Annotated in this window: 16 protein-coding genes and 1 pseudogene; 11 read left to right on the forward strand and 6 right to left on the reverse strand. The window is 55.5% G+C overall.

Going from position 1 to position 15,596, the window contains the following annotated elements:
• Positions 1-14: 14 nt before the first annotated feature.
• Both HWQ15_RS13285 and acpH read right to left on the reverse strand, forming a co-directional pair.
• Positions 15-617: a peroxiredoxin C gene (locus HWQ15_RS13285; protein ID WP_003859113.1), complete on the reverse strand. Its 603-nt coding sequence runs from the start codon at positions 615-617 to the stop codon at positions 15-17.
• 127 nt (positions 618-744) lie between these two features.
• Complete coding sequence (acpH, locus tag HWQ15_RS13290) at positions 745-1,326, reverse strand: ACP phosphodiesterase (RefSeq protein WP_038415474.1); 582 nt, start codon at positions 1,324-1,326, stop codon at positions 745-747.
• A gap of 92 nt (positions 1,327-1,418) precedes the next feature.
• On the opposite strand from acpH, the gene queA reads away from it, so the two are divergent.
• The 6 genes and pseudogenes from queA to HWQ15_RS13320 form a co-directional block, all read left to right on the forward strand.
• On the forward strand, positions 1,419-2,489 hold the full coding sequence (queA, locus tag HWQ15_RS13295) for a tRNA preQ1(34) S-adenosylmethionine ribosyltransferase-isomerase QueA (protein ID WP_063149152.1): 1,071 nt from the start codon (positions 1,419-1,421) through the stop codon (positions 2,487-2,489).
• 53 nt (positions 2,490-2,542) lie between these two features.
• A complete protein-coding gene (gene tgt / locus HWQ15_RS13300) occupies positions 2,543-3,670 on the forward strand; it encodes a tRNA guanosine(34) transglycosylase Tgt (protein ID WP_003859110.1) in 1,128 nt (375 codons plus the stop codon).
• A gap of 22 nt (positions 3,671-3,692) precedes the next feature.
• Entirely contained in the window at positions 3,693-4,025 is a 333-nt protein-coding gene (gene yajC / locus HWQ15_RS13305) for a preprotein translocase subunit YajC (protein WP_003859109.1), read from the forward strand.
• 27 nt (positions 4,026-4,052) lie between these two features.
• Complete coding sequence (gene secD, locus HWQ15_RS13310; protein ID WP_032621613.1) at positions 4,053-5,900, forward strand: protein translocase subunit SecD; 1,848 nt, start codon at positions 4,053-4,055, stop codon at positions 5,898-5,900.
• Between the two features lie 10 nt (positions 5,901-5,910).
• Complete coding sequence (gene secF / locus HWQ15_RS13315) at positions 5,911-6,882, forward strand: protein translocase subunit SecF (protein WP_003859105.1); 972 nt, start codon at positions 5,911-5,913, stop codon at positions 6,880-6,882.
• 70 nt (positions 6,883-6,952) lie between these two features.
• Positions 6,953-7,063: pseudogene (locus HWQ15_RS13320) on the forward strand (DNA-binding transcriptional regulator); the annotation flags it as partial.
• Between the two features lie 88 nt (positions 7,064-7,151).
• Here HWQ15_RS13320 and HWQ15_RS13325 read toward each other — a convergent pair.
• Entirely contained in the window at positions 7,152-8,036 is an 885-nt protein-coding gene (locus HWQ15_RS13325) for a nucleoside-specific channel-forming protein Tsx (protein ID WP_063216060.1), read from the reverse strand.
• Between the two features lie 268 nt (positions 8,037-8,304).
• Entirely contained in the window at positions 8,305-8,844 is a 540-nt protein-coding gene (locus HWQ15_RS13330) for a DUF3251 domain-containing protein (protein ID WP_003859100.1), read from the reverse strand.
• Between the two features lie 152 nt (positions 8,845-8,996).
• Between HWQ15_RS13330 and nrdR the strand changes: the two genes are divergently transcribed.
• The 5 genes from nrdR (at position 8,997) to thiL (ending at position 12,603) form a co-directional block, all read left to right on the forward strand.
• Complete coding sequence (gene nrdR / locus HWQ15_RS13335) at positions 8,997-9,446, forward strand: transcriptional regulator NrdR (protein ID WP_003859099.1); 450 nt, start codon at positions 8,997-8,999, stop codon at positions 9,444-9,446.
• A 4-nt stretch (positions 9,447-9,450) separates the two neighbouring features.
• Positions 9,451-10,554 carry a bifunctional diaminohydroxyphosphoribosylaminopyrimidine deaminase/5-amino-6-(5-phosphoribosylamino)uracil reductase RibD gene (gene ribD / locus HWQ15_RS13340; protein ID WP_022647225.1) on the forward strand — a complete coding sequence of 368 codons (1,104 nt, stop codon included), beginning with the start codon at positions 9,451-9,453 and terminating at the stop codon, positions 10,552-10,554.
• Between the two features lie 87 nt (positions 10,555-10,641).
• The gene (gene ribE / locus HWQ15_RS13345; RefSeq protein ID WP_003859098.1) at positions 10,642-11,112 is read left to right on the forward strand and encodes a 6,7-dimethyl-8-ribityllumazine synthase; all 471 of its coding nucleotides are present in this window, start codon (positions 10,642-10,644) and stop codon (positions 11,110-11,112) included.
• A gap of 22 nt (positions 11,113-11,134) precedes the next feature.
• Positions 11,135-11,554, forward strand: coding sequence for a transcription antitermination factor NusB (nusB, locus tag HWQ15_RS13350; RefSeq protein ID WP_006809908.1), 420 nt, complete (start codon positions 11,135-11,137; stop codon positions 11,552-11,554).
• A gap of 77 nt (positions 11,555-11,631) precedes the next feature.
• A complete protein-coding gene (gene thiL / locus HWQ15_RS13355) occupies positions 11,632-12,603 on the forward strand; it encodes a thiamine-phosphate kinase (RefSeq protein ID WP_022647226.1) in 972 nt (323 codons plus the stop codon).
• A 69-nt stretch (positions 12,604-12,672) separates the two neighbouring features.
• On the opposite strand, the gene HWQ15_RS13360 is transcribed toward thiL, so the two are convergent.
• Positions 12,673-13,647 (reverse strand): aldo/keto reductase, encoded by a 975-nt coding sequence (locus HWQ15_RS13360; RefSeq protein WP_032624758.1) that lies wholly within the window; start codon positions 13,645-13,647, stop codon positions 12,673-12,675.
• A gap of 62 nt (positions 13,648-13,709) precedes the next feature.
• A complete protein-coding gene (gene dxs / locus HWQ15_RS13365; RefSeq protein ID WP_063149153.1) occupies positions 13,710-15,572 on the reverse strand; it encodes a 1-deoxy-D-xylulose-5-phosphate synthase in 1,863 nt (620 codons plus the stop codon).
• Positions 15,573-15,596 lie beyond the last annotated feature (24 nt).

The following is a 15,596-nucleotide window of genomic DNA, read 5'->3' on the forward strand; positions in this document are numbered from 1 at the left end:
GTAAACCGTGCCGATTACAGGCTGGATACGTTCTCAGACAGGTATTTAGCTACGCCGTCTGGGGAAGCCGCCATACCTTCTTTACCTTTTTCCCACTGAGCCGGGCACACTTCACCGTGCTCTTCGTGGAACTGGAGCGCGTCAACCATGCGCAGCATTTCGTCAATGTTACGACCCAGCGGCAGATCGTTCACAACCTGGTGACGAACGATGCCGTTCGCGTCGATCAGGAAAGAACCACGCAGCGCAACGCCAGCGTCCGGATGTTCGATACCGTAAGCCTGCTGGATTTCACGTTTGATGTCCGCAACCATCGCGTATTTCACCGCACCGATGCCGCCGTTTTCGACAGGGGTGTTACGCCATGCGTTGTGTACAAATTCAGAGTCGAAGGAGACGCCAACCACTTCCACGCCACGCTTCTGGAATTCTTCGTAACGTTTGTCGAACGCGATCAGCTCAGACGGGCAAACGAAAGTGAAGTCCATTGGCCAGAAGAACAGAACGGTCGCTTTACCGTTGGTGTGCTGTTTGAAGTTGAAGTTTTCAACGATTTCACCGTTGCCCAGAACGGCGGCAGCTGTAAAATCCGGAGCCGGACGAGTTACCAGAACCATATGATTCTCCTGTAGATACTAAGGTTATTTGGAACGCAACGCGGGCCAGTATAGAGGCAGCGCGGCAATAAGACAAAGAGGTGGTAACAATCGTTCCACCAGCTTTTACCTATCAATCGAACCGGCATCACAGTTCTTTATTTTTCGCCTGCGCCATCATGCGCGGGTAGAACTGCCAGAAGCGCGTCTCCAGCGCGTCATAATGTTCGTCCAGGTCGTGCCAGGAGTCGCGCAGCGCGTCCAGACGCGGTCGACGGCTGGCCATGCCGTTGAGCACGTTCTGAATGAAATCCATCTCGCGGTAACGCTCCAGCCAGCGTTCAGACCACAGATAGTTATTCAGATTCACAAAGCGCGGTGGGGAGTCCGGCAAAATGATCGACACCTGCGCGTGGGCGTAGCGCACAAACTCAGGCAGCGACATATCAGGCGACAGCAGGGACCAGTGGCGCGACAGGAAATGATCCCACATGACGTCGAGCGTGATCGGCGCCACGCGTCGCGTTTCGGGGCGGAACCAGGCTTTGGCTTCCGTCACTTCCGGCAGGTTATCGGTCAGCACGTCGATGCGGCGGTGCATAAAAATCCCGTCGATAACCTCGGGGGAATAATCTTCCGCGGGGTTGCCGCGTACGAAATCGGCCAGCAAATTGCCGGAGAGGGAGCTGTCCGCGAGGTGAGCGAGATGCAGGTGAGCGAGAAAATTCATGCGTTTTATTCGTCCGGTGGCGGCTAGTTGTTGCAGCAAAAGGGTGTGAGCACTAGACTATGCCGCCTGTTTTTAAGTCACGAGTATACGTCATGCGCGTCGCCGATTTCTCCTTTGAACTACCTGAATCCCTGATTGCTCACTACCCCATGCCTGAGCGTAGCAGCTGTCGCTTGCTGTCACTGGACGGGCCAACGGGCGCGCTGACGCACGGTACTTTCACCGATCTGCTCGACAAGCTCAACCCTGGCGATTTGCTGGTCTTTAACAATACCCGCGTGATCCCAGCGCGTCTGTTTGGCCGTAAAGCCAGCGGCGGCAAGATTGAGGTGCTGGTCGAACGTATGCTCGATGATAAACGTATTCTGGCACATATTCGCGCATCCAAAGCGCCGAAGCCGGGCGCTGAACTGCTGCTGGGTGATGACGAGTGCATCAAAGCGACCATGACCGCGCGTCACGACGCGCTGTTCGAGGTGGAGTTTAACGACGAGCGCACGGTGCTTGATATCCTCAACGCCATCGGCCACATGCCGCTGCCGCCGTACATTGAACGCCCGGATGAAGAAGCCGACCGCGAGCTGTATCAGACCGTCTACAGCCAGAAGCCTGGCGCAGTGGCGGCGCCAACGGCGGGCCTGCACTTTGATGAACCGCTGCTGGAAAAGTTGCGCGCCAAGGGCATTGAGATGGCCTTCGTGACGCTGCACGTCGGCGCGGGGACGTTCCAGCCGGTGCGCGTGGACAGCATCGAAGATCACATCATGCACTCTGAGTATGCCGAAGTGCCGCAGGAGGTTGTGGATGCGGTGCTGGCGGCGAAAGCGCGCGGTAGCCGCGTCGTGGCCGTCGGTACAACGTCGGTACGTTCCCTTGAGAGCGCTGCGCAGGCCGCGAAAAAAGAGCTGATTGAGCCCTTCTTTGGCGATACGCAGATCTTTATCTACCCGGGCTATCAGTACAAAGTCATTGATGCGCTGGTGACCAACTTCCATCTGCCTGAATCGACGCTGATTATGCTGGTCTCCGCGTTTGCGGGGTATCAGCATACGATGAACGCCTACAAGTCTGCGGTAGAACAAAAATATCGCTTTTTTAGCTACGGTGACGCGATGTTTATCACGTACAATCCGCAGGCTTTGAATGAGCGTGTCGGGGAATAAGTCCGCGGCACCGTGTTACAACGTTGGACTGTTTTTCTGACGTGGGAGAAAAAATGAAATTTGAACTCGATACCACCGATGGCCGCGCGCGTCGCGGTCGCCTGGTGTTTGATCGCGGCGTGGTAGAAACCCCCGCGTTTATGCCTGTGGGCACGTACGGCACCGTAAAAGGAATGACGCCGGAAGAAGTTGAAGCCACTGGTGCACAGATTATTCTCGGCAACACCTTCCACCTGTGGCTGCGTCCAGGCCAGGAGATCATGAAGCTCCACGGCGATCTGCACGACTTCATGCAGTGGAAAGGCCCCATCCTCACCGACTCCGGCGGTTTCCAGGTCTTCAGCCTGGGCGATATCCGTAAGATCACCGAGCAGGGCGTACACTTCCGTAACCCGATCAACGGCGATCCAATCTTCCTCGATCCGGAAAAGTCTATGGAGATTCAGTACGATCTCGGCTCCGATATCGTGATGATCTTCGACGAATGTACGCCATACCCGGCGGACTGGGACTATGCCAAACGTTCCATGGAGATGTCCCTGCGTTGGGCGAAGCGTAGCCGCGACCGTTTTGACTCCCTGCAAAACAAAAATGCGCTGTTCGGCATTATCCAGGGCAGCGTTTACGAAGATTTACGCGATATCTCGGTTAAAGGTCTGGTAGAGATAGGCTTTGATGGCTACGCTGTCGGCGGTTTGGCTGTGGGTGAGCCGAAGGAAGATATGCACCGTATTCTGGAGCATGTCTGCCCGCAAATCCCGGCGGATAAACCACGATACCTGATGGGTGTGGGTAAACCAGAAGATCTGGTGGAAGGCGTACGTCGCGGCATTGATATGTTCGACTGCGTTATGCCAACCCGAAACGCACGTAACGGTCATCTGTTCGTTACCGATGGCGTGGTGAAAATCCGTAACGCGAAGCATAAGAGTGACACCAGCCCGCTCGATTCCGAGTGCGATTGCTATACCTGTCGCAATTATTCTCGCGCGTATCTGCATCATCTCGATCGTTGCAACGAGATTTTGGGGGCGCGTCTCAATACCATTCATAATCTTCGTTATTATCAGCGCTTAATGGCTGGTTTACGTAAGGCTATCGAAGAGGGTAAATTAGAGAGCTTCGTGACCGATTTCTACCAACGTCAGGGGCGGGATGTTCCACCGTTGAACGTTGATTAATTTTAATAATGAGGGAATTTGAATGAGCTTTTTTATTTCTGATGCGGTAGCAGCAACGGGTGCACCAGCGCAGGGCAGCCCGATGTCTCTGATTCTGATGCTGGTTGTGTTCGGTCTGATCTTCTACTTCATGATCCTGCGTCCACAGCAGAAGCGTACTAAAGAGCACAAAAACCTGATGAACTCCATCGCGAAGGGCGATGAAGTCCTGACCAATGGTGGCCTGGTGGGTCGCGTAACCAAAGTAGCGGAAAACGGCTACATTGCTATCGCCCTGAACGACACCACTGAAGTGGTTATCAAACGTGACTTCGTAGCTGCCGTTCTGCCGAAAGGCACCATGAAGGCGCTGTAATCCCAACTTTTCCCAAAGGGAACTGCCGTGTTAAACCGTTATCCTTTGTGGAAGTACATCATGCTGGTCGTCGTGATTATCGTCGGCCTGCTGTACGCGCTTCCCAACCTGTATGGTGAGGATCCGGCCGTTCAAATCACTGGCGCGCGCGGTGTCGCCGCCAGTGAGCAAACGCTGATCCAGGTCCAGAAAACGTTACAAGAAGAAAAAATTACCGCTAAGTCTGTGGCACTGGAAGAGGGCGCAATTCTTGCTCGCTTCGACACCACCGACACGCAGCTCCGCGCACGTGAAGCGCTGATGGGCGTGCTGGGTGATAAATATGTCGTGGCGCTTAACCTTGCTCCTGCAACCCCACGCTGGCTGGCTGCGCTGAACGCAGAGCCAATGAAACTGGGTCTTGACCTGCGTGGCGGCGTTCACTTCCTGATGGAAGTGGATATGGATACCGCGCTCGGCAAGCTACAGGAACAGAATATCGACAGCCTGCGCAGCGATCTGCGCGATAAAGGCATTCCGTACACCACCGTTCGTAAAGAAGATAACTACGGCATGAGCATCACGTTCCGCGACAGCGCGGCACGCGATCAGGCTGTGACCTATCTGTCTCAACGTCACCGCGATCTGGTGATCACCTCTCAGGGCAGCAACCAGCTGCGTGCGGTAATGACCGACGCGCGTCTGAGTGAAGCACGTGAGTACGCCGTTCAGCAGAACATTAACATTCTGCGTAACCGTGTAAACCAGCTGGGCGTGGCTGAGCCACTGGTACAGCGTCAGGGTGCTGACCGTATCGTGGTCGAACTGCCAGGTATCCAGGATACCGCCCGTGCGAAAGAGATTCTGGGCGCGACGGCGACTCTGGAGTTCCGTCTGGTTAACGCCAACGTTGACCAGGCTGCTGCGGCTTCAGGCCGTGTGCCGGGCGATTCCGAAGTGAAACAGACCCGCGAAGGCCAGCCGGTTGTGCTGTACAAACGCGTGATCCTGACCGGTGACCATATCACCGACTCCACTTCAAGCCAGGATGAGTACAACCAGCCGCAGGTTAACATCTCGCTGGACAGCGCAGGTGGCAACATCATGTCTAACTTCACCAAGGACAACATCGGCAAGCCGATGGCGACCCTGTTCGTGGAGTACAAAGACAGCGGTAAGAAAGATGCCAATGGCCGTGCTGTGCTGGTGAAAGAGGAAGAGGTGATTAACATCGCCAACATCCAGTCTCGTCTGGGTAACAGCTTCCGTATTACCGGTATCAGCAACCCGAACGAAGCGCGTCAGCTCTCTCTGCTGCTGCGTGCCGGTGCGCTGATTGCGCCAATTCAGATTGTTGAAGAGCGTACCATCGGTCCAACCCTGGGTATGCAGAACATCAAGCAGGGTCTGGAAGCGTGTCTGGCCGGTCTGGCGGTGTCCATCATCTTCATGATCTTCTTCTATAAGAAGTTCGGCCTGATTGCGACCTCCGCGCTGATTGCCAACCTGGTGCTGATCATCGGTATCATGTCCCTGCTGCCGGGGGCGACGCTAACCATGCCGGGTATCGCGGGTATCGTTCTAACCCTTGCGGTGGCGGTCGACGCCAACGTACTGATAAACGAACGTATTAAAGAAGAGCTGAGCAACGGTCGTTCTGTACAGCAGGCGATTGAAGAAGGCTACAAAGGGGCGTTCAGCTCCATCTTCGATGCGAACGTAACAACACTGATTAAGGTTCTTATCCTGTATGCAGTGGGTACTGGCGCGATCAAAGGCTTTGCGATTACTACCGGTATCGGTGTCGCAACGTCGATGTTTACCGCTATTGTCGGCACCCGTGCCATCGTGAACCTGCTGTACGGCGGCAAGCGCGTCAAAAAGCTGTCTATCTGAGGAGTGCGTTGTGGCACAGGAATATACTGTTGAACAATTGAACCACGGCCGTAAAGTCTGGGACTTTATGCGCTGGGACTACTGGGCCTTCGGCATTTCAGGTTTTCTGCTGATCTTGTCCATCGTCATTATGGGCGTGAAAGGCTTTAACTGGGGTCTGGATTTCACCGGTGGTACGGTGATCGAAATTACCCTGGAAAAACCGGTCGATATGGACCAGATGCGTGAGTCTCTGCAAAAAGCGGGCTTTGAAGAGCCGCTGCTACAGAACTTCGGCAGCAGCCGCGACATCATGGTGCGTATGCCGCCGGTACACGATGCCAACGGCAGCCAGGAGCTGGGCAGCAAGGTCGTTCAGGTTATTAACGAAACGACCAGCCAGGATGCAACGGTTAAGCGTATTGAGTTTGTCGGCCCGAGCGTTGGTGCTGACCTGGCGCAGACCGGTGCGATGGCGCTGCTGGTGGCGCTGATCTCGATTCTGATTTACGTCGGTTTCCGCTTTGAGTGGCGACTGGCGGCAGGCGTGGTTATCGCTCTGGCGCACGACGTGGTGATCACCATGGGCATACTGTCTCTCTTCCACATTGAGATTGACCTGACGATTGTGGCATCCCTGATGTCCGTTATCGGTTACTCACTGAACGACAGTATCGTGGTATCTGACCGTATTCGTGAAAACTTCCGTAAGATCCGTCGCGGCACGCCGTACGAAATCTTTAACGTGTCGTTGACCCAGACGCTGCACCGTACGTTGATCACCTCCGGCACCACCCTGATGGTGATCCTGATGCTGTTCCTGTTCGGTGGCCCGGTGCTGGAAGGCTTCTCGCTGACCATGCTGATCGGTGTGTCTATCGGTACGGCCTCGTCTATCTACGTCGCGTCCGCGCTGGCGCTGAAGCTGGGCATGAAGCGCGAGCATCTGATCCAGCAGAAAGTCGAGAAAGAAGGGGCGGATCAGCCGTCCATTCTGCCGTAAGAGTCTTATGCGGTATCGAAATCCCGGCCTGCTGGCCGGGATTTTTTTTGTCTACTCCTGACAGTATGCATACCGCAGCTTCCGGCTCGACAGGTGCCTCAATATTGTGCAGACGGAGAGACGCTTTAGCGAAAGTGCGGACAGAGCTCTGGCAGATTTTTTGCGGAAGGTGAAGCAGTAAAAAGCCGGGTGGCGGCTACGCCTTACCCGGCCTACATTCGGATCGTAGGCCCGGCAAGCGCAGCGCCACCGGGCGAAGTCCGCACAGGTTAGAAGTTGTAACCCACGACCAGGTAACCACCCCAACCGGTAGAGCGAACGCTGAAGTCGCCGTTGCCGAAGTTCAGGCTGGCGTCGTCGTTCCACTGGCCACCGTTGTGCCAGTAACGCGCAACAACAGAGTAGTGCCAGTGATCATAGTTCAGCGCCAGAATGTGGCTGGAGGCGATGGAGTTACTGGTACGAGCATGCTTCCCGTTGTTGTCATAGAAGTTATCGTCGCCCAGGTCTGAACCCCAGTCAAAGTTGGTGAAGCCGATATAGCTCAGGTTACCGCCCCACAGCTGAGTGATTGGCACAAAGTATTTCACTTTGAAACGGTAGCCATCCCACTCGTTCTCATTTGATGCGCCATAGTTCTGCCACTGGTATTTCGCATACACGTTCAGTGACAGGTTCATTGGCAGGCCGGTTTCGATGTCAGTACCCAGACCCATATACCAGGTGCTCTGTTCCTGAGAATCGTTGCGACCCATGTCATAGATGTAGTTGTTCGCGAAGTACCACTCTTTGAACGGACCAAACGCCAGGCTGGTGCCGGTCAGTTTGTCGATAGAGAAACGCGGTTCGATTTCCATGAACAGCGGGGAGCCATTGTTCCAGATACCTTTCGCATCGGAGTTACCGCCGAAGAATACCGGCAGATCGACGTAGCCGTAGAAATCAAACCAGTCTTTCTTGGCAAACGCTTCGTATTCCAGGTAGGTATCGTTGCGGATCTGCGGCCCGAAACGGGTGTGGTAGCTGCCTACCACGTTAACGCTCTGGTGCCACCAGTCGGAGAGATATTGTGGTTTGTCGTTTTCCGCTGCGTTAACAGTGAAAGAGGAGGACAGTGCCAGCACGGCGCCAGCTGCGAGTAATGTTTTTTTCATAATCATGCCACTGATTGAAATTCCCTTCCGGGAGTGAAAAATGCGCGAATTGCGTTTCTAAATATTTCGTGTTTCTGCGGAGCCTATTATAGGAATCCTTGCTCACAAAAATATGTGTTGTTTCACATATCTCTCACATACGTAATCGATTGCGTTCACGTTTGCGTACTTTAAACGGCCGGGATTGTAGCGGCAATCATTTATGTTGCCAATCCATACGAAATGTAAATGTTAGCGGAGTGACATTTCACTCCGCTAAAAGGGCGGGTTATTGCGCGGCAGGTTGAATGTCGTGAATGCGGATAAAGCCCAACTGTTCTGGCGTCAGTCCGCTCAGCTGGAGCGGGATATCAACATCGCTCGGTGCCAGCGTGCTGGCGGGGGCGGTGAAGAGCTGATTCTTCACATTCACCTCCTGATAGCTCTCCGTGGTGCCCTGAATCTGGCCCCACTCTACGGTGCCGCTGAAGGCGGGAAGCGGATCGTTGGATTCACCCTGAATGCGTAATGTTGCGCGCGTACCATCGGCATTCGCTGCAACATTCACCAGAGACATCTTTAGCGTGCCAATCTGGCTGTTCAGACGCGCGGGCGTGTTTGCGCCCGGCAATAAATAAACGCCATTGCTGGATTTGGCATTCAGCGCGTTCTGCTGGGTGATCTTCACGGTTTCTTTATTAAGTTTGTCCATCGCCACATTGAGCGTATTCACGCTTTGTTTCATCTCGCGAACTTCACTTTGCTGTGCGCAGGCGCTGAGCGTGAACAGGCTCCCAACCAGCACTATTTTCAGGTAACGTCTTGTCATTGCGTTTAATTCCTTGAAATCACACATTGCTGCAATGGTAGACAGGATAGTGGCGTCAGGCATAGATCCTTTGTCTCAAAAAGCTCTTCCTTTGTTGTCGGGCCAGTTCAGGGTAAAATAGAAATCAGTTAACCAGATAACAGGGACATCGTATGCATTGCCCATTTTGCTCCGCTGTGGATACCAAAGTCATCGACTCACGTCTTGTAGGCGAAGGGTCTTCCGTGCGTCGTCGTCGGCAGTGTCTGGTGTGCAACGAGCGTTTTACCACCTTCGAGGTGGCAGAGCTGGTAATGCCGCGCGTGGTAAAAAGTAACGATGTGCGCGAACCGTTCAATGAAGAAAAACTGCGTAGCGGGATGCTCAAGGCGCTGGAAAAACGGCCCGTCAGCTCCGATGACGTCGAAATGGCGTTAAATCATATTAAATCTTATCTGCGGGGGCTAGGTGAGCGCGAAGTGCCGAGCAAAATGATCGGTAACCTGGTGATGGAACAGCTGAAAAAGCTCGATAAAGTCGCCTATATTCGCTTCGCCTCCGTTTACCGCAGCTTCGAAGACATTAAAGAGTTTGGCGAAGAGATCGCCCGCTTACAGGATTAAGCCTATGCAGGACGAGATGTACATGGCGAGAGCCATGAAGCTGGCGCAGCGCGGTCGGTTTACCACTCACCCTAACCCTAATGTCGGGTGCGTCATTGTTAAAGATGGCGAGATCGTGGGTGAAGGTTTTCACTACCGCGCAGGCGAGCCGCACGCTGAAGTGCATGCCCTGCGCATGGCGGGGGAGAGGGCGCGTGGCGCGACGGCTTACGTGACGCTGGAGCCATGCAGTCATCACGGGCGCACGCCTCCGTGCTGCGAAGCACTGATTGCGGCGGGAGTCTCGCGCGTTGTCGCCGCCATGCAGGATCCTAACCCGCAGGTGGCGGGCCGCGGGCTGTATCGTCTGCAACAGGAAGGGATCGACGTCAGTCACGGCCTGATGATGCAGGATGCCGAAGCCATCAACAAAGGCTTCCTGAAGCGTATGCGCACCGGTTTCCCGTTTATCCAGCTTAAGCTTGGCGCGTCACTGGATGGCCGCACGGCGATGGCGAACGGCGAGAGCCAGTGGATCACCTCGCCACAGGCAAGGCGCGATGTGCAACGTCTGCGCGCACAAAGCCATGCTATTCTCACCAGCAGTGAAACGGTGCTGGCTGACGATCCGGTCCTGACCGTGCGCTGGGATGAGCTGAATGCCGATACCCAGGCACTCTATCCGCAGGAGAACCTGCGTCAGCCGCTGCGCATTATTATTGATAGCCAGAACCGCGTGACGCCGGAACACCGTATCGTGCAGCAACCGGGGGAAACCTGGATTGCCCGCACCAAAGAAGATACGCGCGAATGGCCGCAAGGCGTGCGCAGCATTATGGTACCGGAGCACAATGGGCATCTCGATCTGGTGGTGCTGATGATGCTGCTGGGTAAACAGCAGGTCAACAGCATCTGGGTTGAAGCCGGTCCGACGCTCGCCGGCGCGCTGCTCCAGGCAGGGCTGGTGGATGAGCTTCTGGTCTACGTTGCGCCTAAACTGTTAGGTAACGACGCGCGCGGCCTGTTTGTGCTGCCCGGCCTTGAAAAACTGGCCGATGCGCCGCAACTCTCATTCAGCGAGATTCGTCCGGTAGGCCCGGATGTCTGCCTCCATTTAACGACAGCGTAATTGCTCCTGAAATAGGGAAGCAGTGCGCAAAGTATTATGATAAAATCCGCCCCCCTGCGGGGCCAAATGAACCCGTAAAGGAAGAGTATGAACATTATTGAAGCTGCTGTAGCTACCCCGGACGCTCGCGTCGCCATCACCATTGCGCGTTTCAACAACTTCATCAACGACAGCCTGCTGGAAGGTGCGGTTGACGCCCTGAAACGTATCGGCCAGGTTAAAGATGACAACATTACCGTCGTTTGGGTACCAGGTGCTTACGAACTGCCACTGGCAGCGGGCGCGCTGGCGAAAACTGGTAAATACGACGCGGTGATTGCACTGGGTACCGTTATTCGTGGCGGCACTGCGCACTTCGAATACGTTGCGGGCGGTGCAAGCAATGGTCTGGCGCACGTTGCACAGGATGCTGAAATTCCTGTCGCGTTCGGCGTACTGACTACCGAAAGTATTGAACAAGCCATCGAACGTGCTGGCACCAAAGCCGGTAACAAAGGTGCAGAAGCTGCACTGACCGCGCTTGAAATGATCAATGTATTGAAAGCCATCAAGGCCTGATTTTTTTTGTAAGGGGAATTCCGTGAAACCTGCTGCTCGTCGCCGCGCCCGTGAATGTGCCGTCCAGGCACTTTACTCCTGGCAGTTGTCCCAGAACGACATCGCTGATGTTGAATACCAGTTCCTGTCAGAACAGGACGTGAAAGACGTTGACGTTCTGTACTTCCGTGAACTGCTGTCGGGAGTGGCGACTAATAGCGCGTATCTCGATGGTCTGATGAAGCCATACCTGTCCCGTCTGCTCGAAGAGCTGGGCCAGGTCGAAAAAGCAGTGTTGCGTATCGCGCTGTTTGAGCTGTCTAAACGTGATGATGTGCCGTACAAAGTAGCCATCAACGAAGCGATCGAACTGGCAAAAACCTTCGGCGCTGAAGACAGCCACAAGTTTGTAAACGGCGTGCTGGATAAAGCCGCACCTGCGATCCGTCCCCACAAAAAGTGATCCGCAAACCGGAGTCTTGCATTGCCTTTTTGGCAGTGCGGCTCCGGTTTTTTCTTTTATTTGCTGAGGCATAACGTATGGCATGCGGCGAATTCTCCCTGATTGCCCGTTATTTCGACCGTGTCAGAACCTCTCGTCTTGATGTTGAAACCGGCATTGGCGATGACTGCGCACTTCTCAATATTCCCGAAAAACAGACGCTGGCAATCAGCACCGACACCTTAGTATGTGGGCGTCACTTCCTGCCCGATATCGATCCTGCCGACCTGGCGTATAAGGCGCTGGCGGTAAACGTTAGCGATCTGGCGGCAATGGGCGCCGACCCGGCTTGGCTGACGCTGGCGCTGACCCTGCCGGAGGTGGATGAAGCCTGGCTTGAAGCCTTCAGCGATGCCCTGTTTGAACAGCTGAATTATTACGATATGCAGCTGATTGGCGGTGATACCACCGCCGGGCCGCTGTCGATGACCCTGGCAATCCACGGCTATGTGCCAGCGGGGCGCGCGCTGAAGCGTTCGGGCGCAAAACCGGGCGACTGGATCTACGTGACCGGTACGCCGGGGGATAGCGCGGCCGGGCTGGCGATCCTTCAGAACCGTTTAGCAGTTGAAGATGCTGACGATGCGGCGTACCTGGTGAAGCGCCACCTGCGGCCCACACCGCGTATTTTGCACGGTCAGGCGCTGCGCGAGCGGGCCAGTTCTGCTATCGATCTCTCTGACGGGCTGATCTCCGATCTCGGCCATATCCTGAAGGCCAGTGGCGTGGGCGCACGGATCGATCTGGATCTGTTCCCACTGTCAGAGCCGTTGCGTCGCCATGCCGATCCTGAACAGGCGCTGCGCTGGGCACTATCCGGTGGGGAAGATTATGAGCTGTGCTTTACCGTTCCCGAGCTGAATCGCGGGACGCTGGATGTGGCGTTAGCGCATCTGGGGGCGAAATTTACCTGCATCGGGCAGGTGATGCCGGAAAGTGAAGGGCTGCTGTTTGTCCGCGACGGTGCCCCGGTTACGCTTGACTGGAAAGGGTACGATCACTTCGCGTAATTTTGTGCGCTCTGTATTGCCGGGTGGCGCTGCGCTTACCCGGCCTACGGATTTTGTTCCCTGAATTGTTTATTTAAACCCTACCACCGGATGTTGCTGATACGGCGTCTCCAGCTCGGCAATCTGCTCCGGCGTCAACGATAAGTCCACCGCACTCAACAACTCGTCCAGCTGTTCTTCCCGCGATGTGCCCACAATCGGCGCGGCGACACCGCGCTTGCTCAGCAGCCACGCCAGCGCTACCTGCGCGCGCGTTGCACCGATATCGTCGGCGATCCCGGCTAATCGTTCGGCAATTAACGCATCGCTGGCTTCTGTATCGTCATACAGATTTTTACCTACTTCATCCGATACCAGCCGGGCGGTAGTTTCACCCCACGGACGGGTTAACCTTCCGCGCGCCAGCGGGCTCCACGGGATCACCGCCACGCCTTCCTGGTAGCAGAGCGGCAGCATCTCGCGTTCTTCTTCCCGGTAGATCAGGTTGTAGTGATCCTGCATAGTGACAAAGCGCGCCCAGCCGTTCTGCGCCTGGAGATCGAGCGCCTGAGCAAACTGTGAGGCATGCATGGACGATGCGCCGATGTAGCGCGCTTTACCGGCTTTCACGACGTCGTTCAACGCTTCAAGCGTCTCTTCGATCGGCGTGTTGTAATCCCAGCGGTGAATTTGCAGCAGGTCGACGTAATCCATGTTCAGGCGTCTGAGGCTGTCATCAATGGAGCGCAGGATCTGCGCGCGAGAAAGGCCTTCCGCCAGATCGCCTGACGGGTAATACACCTTGGTGGCGACCACAATCTCATCCCGACGGGCAAAATCTCGCAGGGCGCGGCCCACAATCTCTTCGCTGCTGCCGTCGGAGTAGCTGTTGGCGGTATCGAAGAAGTTGATGCCGCCGTCAATGGCGCGCTTAATGATAGGGCGGCTGCTCTCTTCAGGCAGCGTCCAGGCGTGATTTCCCCGGTCAGGCTCGCCAAACGTCATGCAGCCCAGGCAAAGCCGGGACACCTTGAGGTCTGTTTTTCCTAATGTTGTGTATTGCATGGTTCCGCTCCTGCTGTTTAAACAATACGTTTAAGCATAGCAGGAGCAGAAAAGGGGAGGGATCAGGCCAGCCAGGTGCGGATTTTAGCTTCGATACCGACGGCGTCCAGGCCAATGTCGGCGCGCGCCTCGTCCTGAGTGCCTTGCGGGATGAAGTGGTCCGGCAGGCCGAGATTAAGCACCGGAACGACTTTACGGTTCGCCATCAGCACTTCGTTCACGCCGCTACCCGCGCCACCCATGATGGCGTTCTCTTCCAGCGTGACCAGCACCTCATGGCTTTCCGCCATGCTCAGAATCAGAGATTCATCGAGCGGCTTCACAAATCGCATATCGACGAGCGTCGCATTCAGGTTTTCAGCGGCTTTTGCCGCTTCCGGCATCAGCGTACCAAAGTTCAGGATCGCCACTTTTTCACCGCGACGTTTCACCAGACCTTTACCGATGTCCAGTTTTTCCAGCGGCCGTAATTCAACGCCAAGGGCATTGCCGCGTGGATAACGTACCGCACAGGGACCGTCCTGATAGTGGTAACCGGTATACAGCATCTGACGACACTCGTTTTCGTCGCTTGGCGTCATGATCACCATGTCCGGGATGCAGCGCAGGAAGGAGAGGTCAAATGCGCCCTGGTGCGTCTGGCCGTCAGCCCCCACGATGCCCGCACGGTCGATAGCAAACAGCACCGGCAGCTTCTGGATGGCAACGTCATGGATCACCTGATCGTAGGCGCGTTGCAGGAAGGTAGAGTAAATCGCTACCACCGGCTTGTAGCCGCCAATCGCCAGGCCCGCTGCGAAGGTTACCGCGTGCTGCTCGGCAATGGCGACGTCGAAATACTGGTCCGGGTATTTTTTGGAAAACTCGACCATGCCGGAGCCTTCACGCATGGCAGGCGTCACCGCCATCAGCGTGTTGTCTTTCGCCGCCGTTTCGCACAGCCAGTCGCCAAAGATTTTTGAGTAGCTCGGCATTCCGCCGCTGCTTTTCGGCAGACAACCGCTGGTATGGTCGAACTTGGGCACCGCGTGGAAGGTGATCGGATCTTTTTCCGCCGGTTCGTAACCACGCCCTTTTTTGGTCATGATATGCAGGAACTGCGGGCCTTTCAGGTCGCGCATGTTTTTAAGCGTCGTCACCAGACCTAACACATCGTGGCCGTCCACCGGGCCAATATAGTTAAAGCCCAGCTCTTCAAACAGCGTACCCGGCACGACCATGCCTTTGATATGTTCTTCGGTACGCTTAAGCAGCTCTTTGATCGGCGGTACGCCCGAGAAGACTTTTTTCCCGCCTTCGCGCAGTGAGGAGTAAAGCTTACCGGACAGCAGCTGCGCCAGATGGTTATTCAGCGCGCCGACGTTCTCGGAGATCGACATTTCGTTATCGTTGAGGATCACCAGCATGTCCGGTTTGATATCGCCCGCGTGGTTCATGGCCTCAAAAGCCATCCCGGCGGTGATCGCCCCGTCACCAATCACGCAGACGGTACGGCGTTGCTTATTCTCTTTTTCGGCGGCAACGGCAATCCCGATGCCTGCGGAAATGGAGGTGGAAGAGTGGCCGACGCTTAACACGTCAAACTCGCTCTCGCCGCGCCACGGGAACGGATGCAGGCCGCCTTTCTGGCGAATGGTGCCAATCTTATCGCGACGTCCGGTCAGAATTTTGTGCGGATAGGCCTGGTGGCCAACATCCCAGATCAGCTGATCGAACGGCGTGTTATAGACGTAATGCAACGCCACGGTCAGCTCAACCGTGCCAAGTCCGGAGGCGAAGTGGCCGCTGGAGCGGCTAACGCTGTCGAGCAGGTAGCGACGCAGCTCGTCACACAGCTTCGGCAGACTCTCTTTCGGCAACAGACGTAACTCCTGAGTGGAGTCAACTAACGCCAGTGTCGGGTATTTGGCAATATCAAAACTCATCAAAGGCTCATCGAGATATATAGT

Origin of the sequence: Enterobacter sp. DSM 30060, from assembly GCF_013375955.1 — a bacterium.
Classification (GTDB): Bacteria; Pseudomonadota; Gammaproteobacteria; order Enterobacterales; family Enterobacteriaceae; genus Enterobacter; species Enterobacter intestinihominis.

Excerpts from the sequence above, each read along its gene's own strand:
- nrdR (WP_003859099.1), top strand. The coding sequence starts at position 8,997 with ATGCATTGCCCATTTTGCTCCGCTGTGGATACCAAAGTCATCGACTCA.
- HWQ15_RS13285 (WP_003859113.1), bottom strand. The coding sequence starts at position 617 with ATGGTTCTGGTAACTCGTCCGGCTCCGGATTTTACAGCTGCCGCCGTT.
- ribD (WP_022647225.1), top strand. The coding sequence starts at position 9,451 with ATGCAGGACGAGATGTACATGGCGAGAGCCATGAAGCTGGCGCAGCGC.
- yajC (WP_003859109.1), top strand. The coding sequence starts at position 3,693 with ATGAGCTTTTTTATTTCTGATGCGGTAGCAGCAACGGGTGCACCAGCG.
- ribE (WP_003859098.1), top strand. The coding sequence starts at position 10,642 with ATGAACATTATTGAAGCTGCTGTAGCTACCCCGGACGCTCGCGTCGCC.
- thiL (WP_022647226.1), top strand. The coding sequence starts at position 11,632 with ATGGCATGCGGCGAATTCTCCCTGATTGCCCGTTATTTCGACCGTGTC.
- acpH (WP_038415474.1), bottom strand. The coding sequence starts at position 1,326 with ATGAATTTTCTCGCTCACCTGCATCTCGCTCACCTCGCGGACAGCTCC.
- tgt (WP_003859110.1), top strand. The coding sequence starts at position 2,543 with ATGAAATTTGAACTCGATACCACCGATGGCCGCGCGCGTCGCGGTCGC.
- queA (WP_063149152.1), top strand. The coding sequence starts at position 1,419 with ATGCGCGTCGCCGATTTCTCCTTTGAACTACCTGAATCCCTGATTGCT.
- HWQ15_RS13325 (WP_063216060.1), bottom strand. The coding sequence starts at position 8,036 with ATGAAAAAAACATTACTCGCAGCTGGCGCCGTGCTGGCACTGTCCTCC.
- HWQ15_RS13330 (WP_003859100.1), bottom strand. The coding sequence starts at position 8,844 with ATGACAAGACGTTACCTGAAAATAGTGCTGGTTGGGAGCCTGTTCACG.
- dxs (WP_063149153.1), bottom strand. The coding sequence starts at position 15,572 with ATGAGTTTTGATATTGCCAAATACCCGACACTGGCGTTAGTTGACTCC.
- HWQ15_RS13360 (WP_032624758.1), bottom strand. The coding sequence starts at position 13,647 with ATGCAATACACAACATTAGGAAAAACAGACCTCAAGGTGTCCCGGCTT.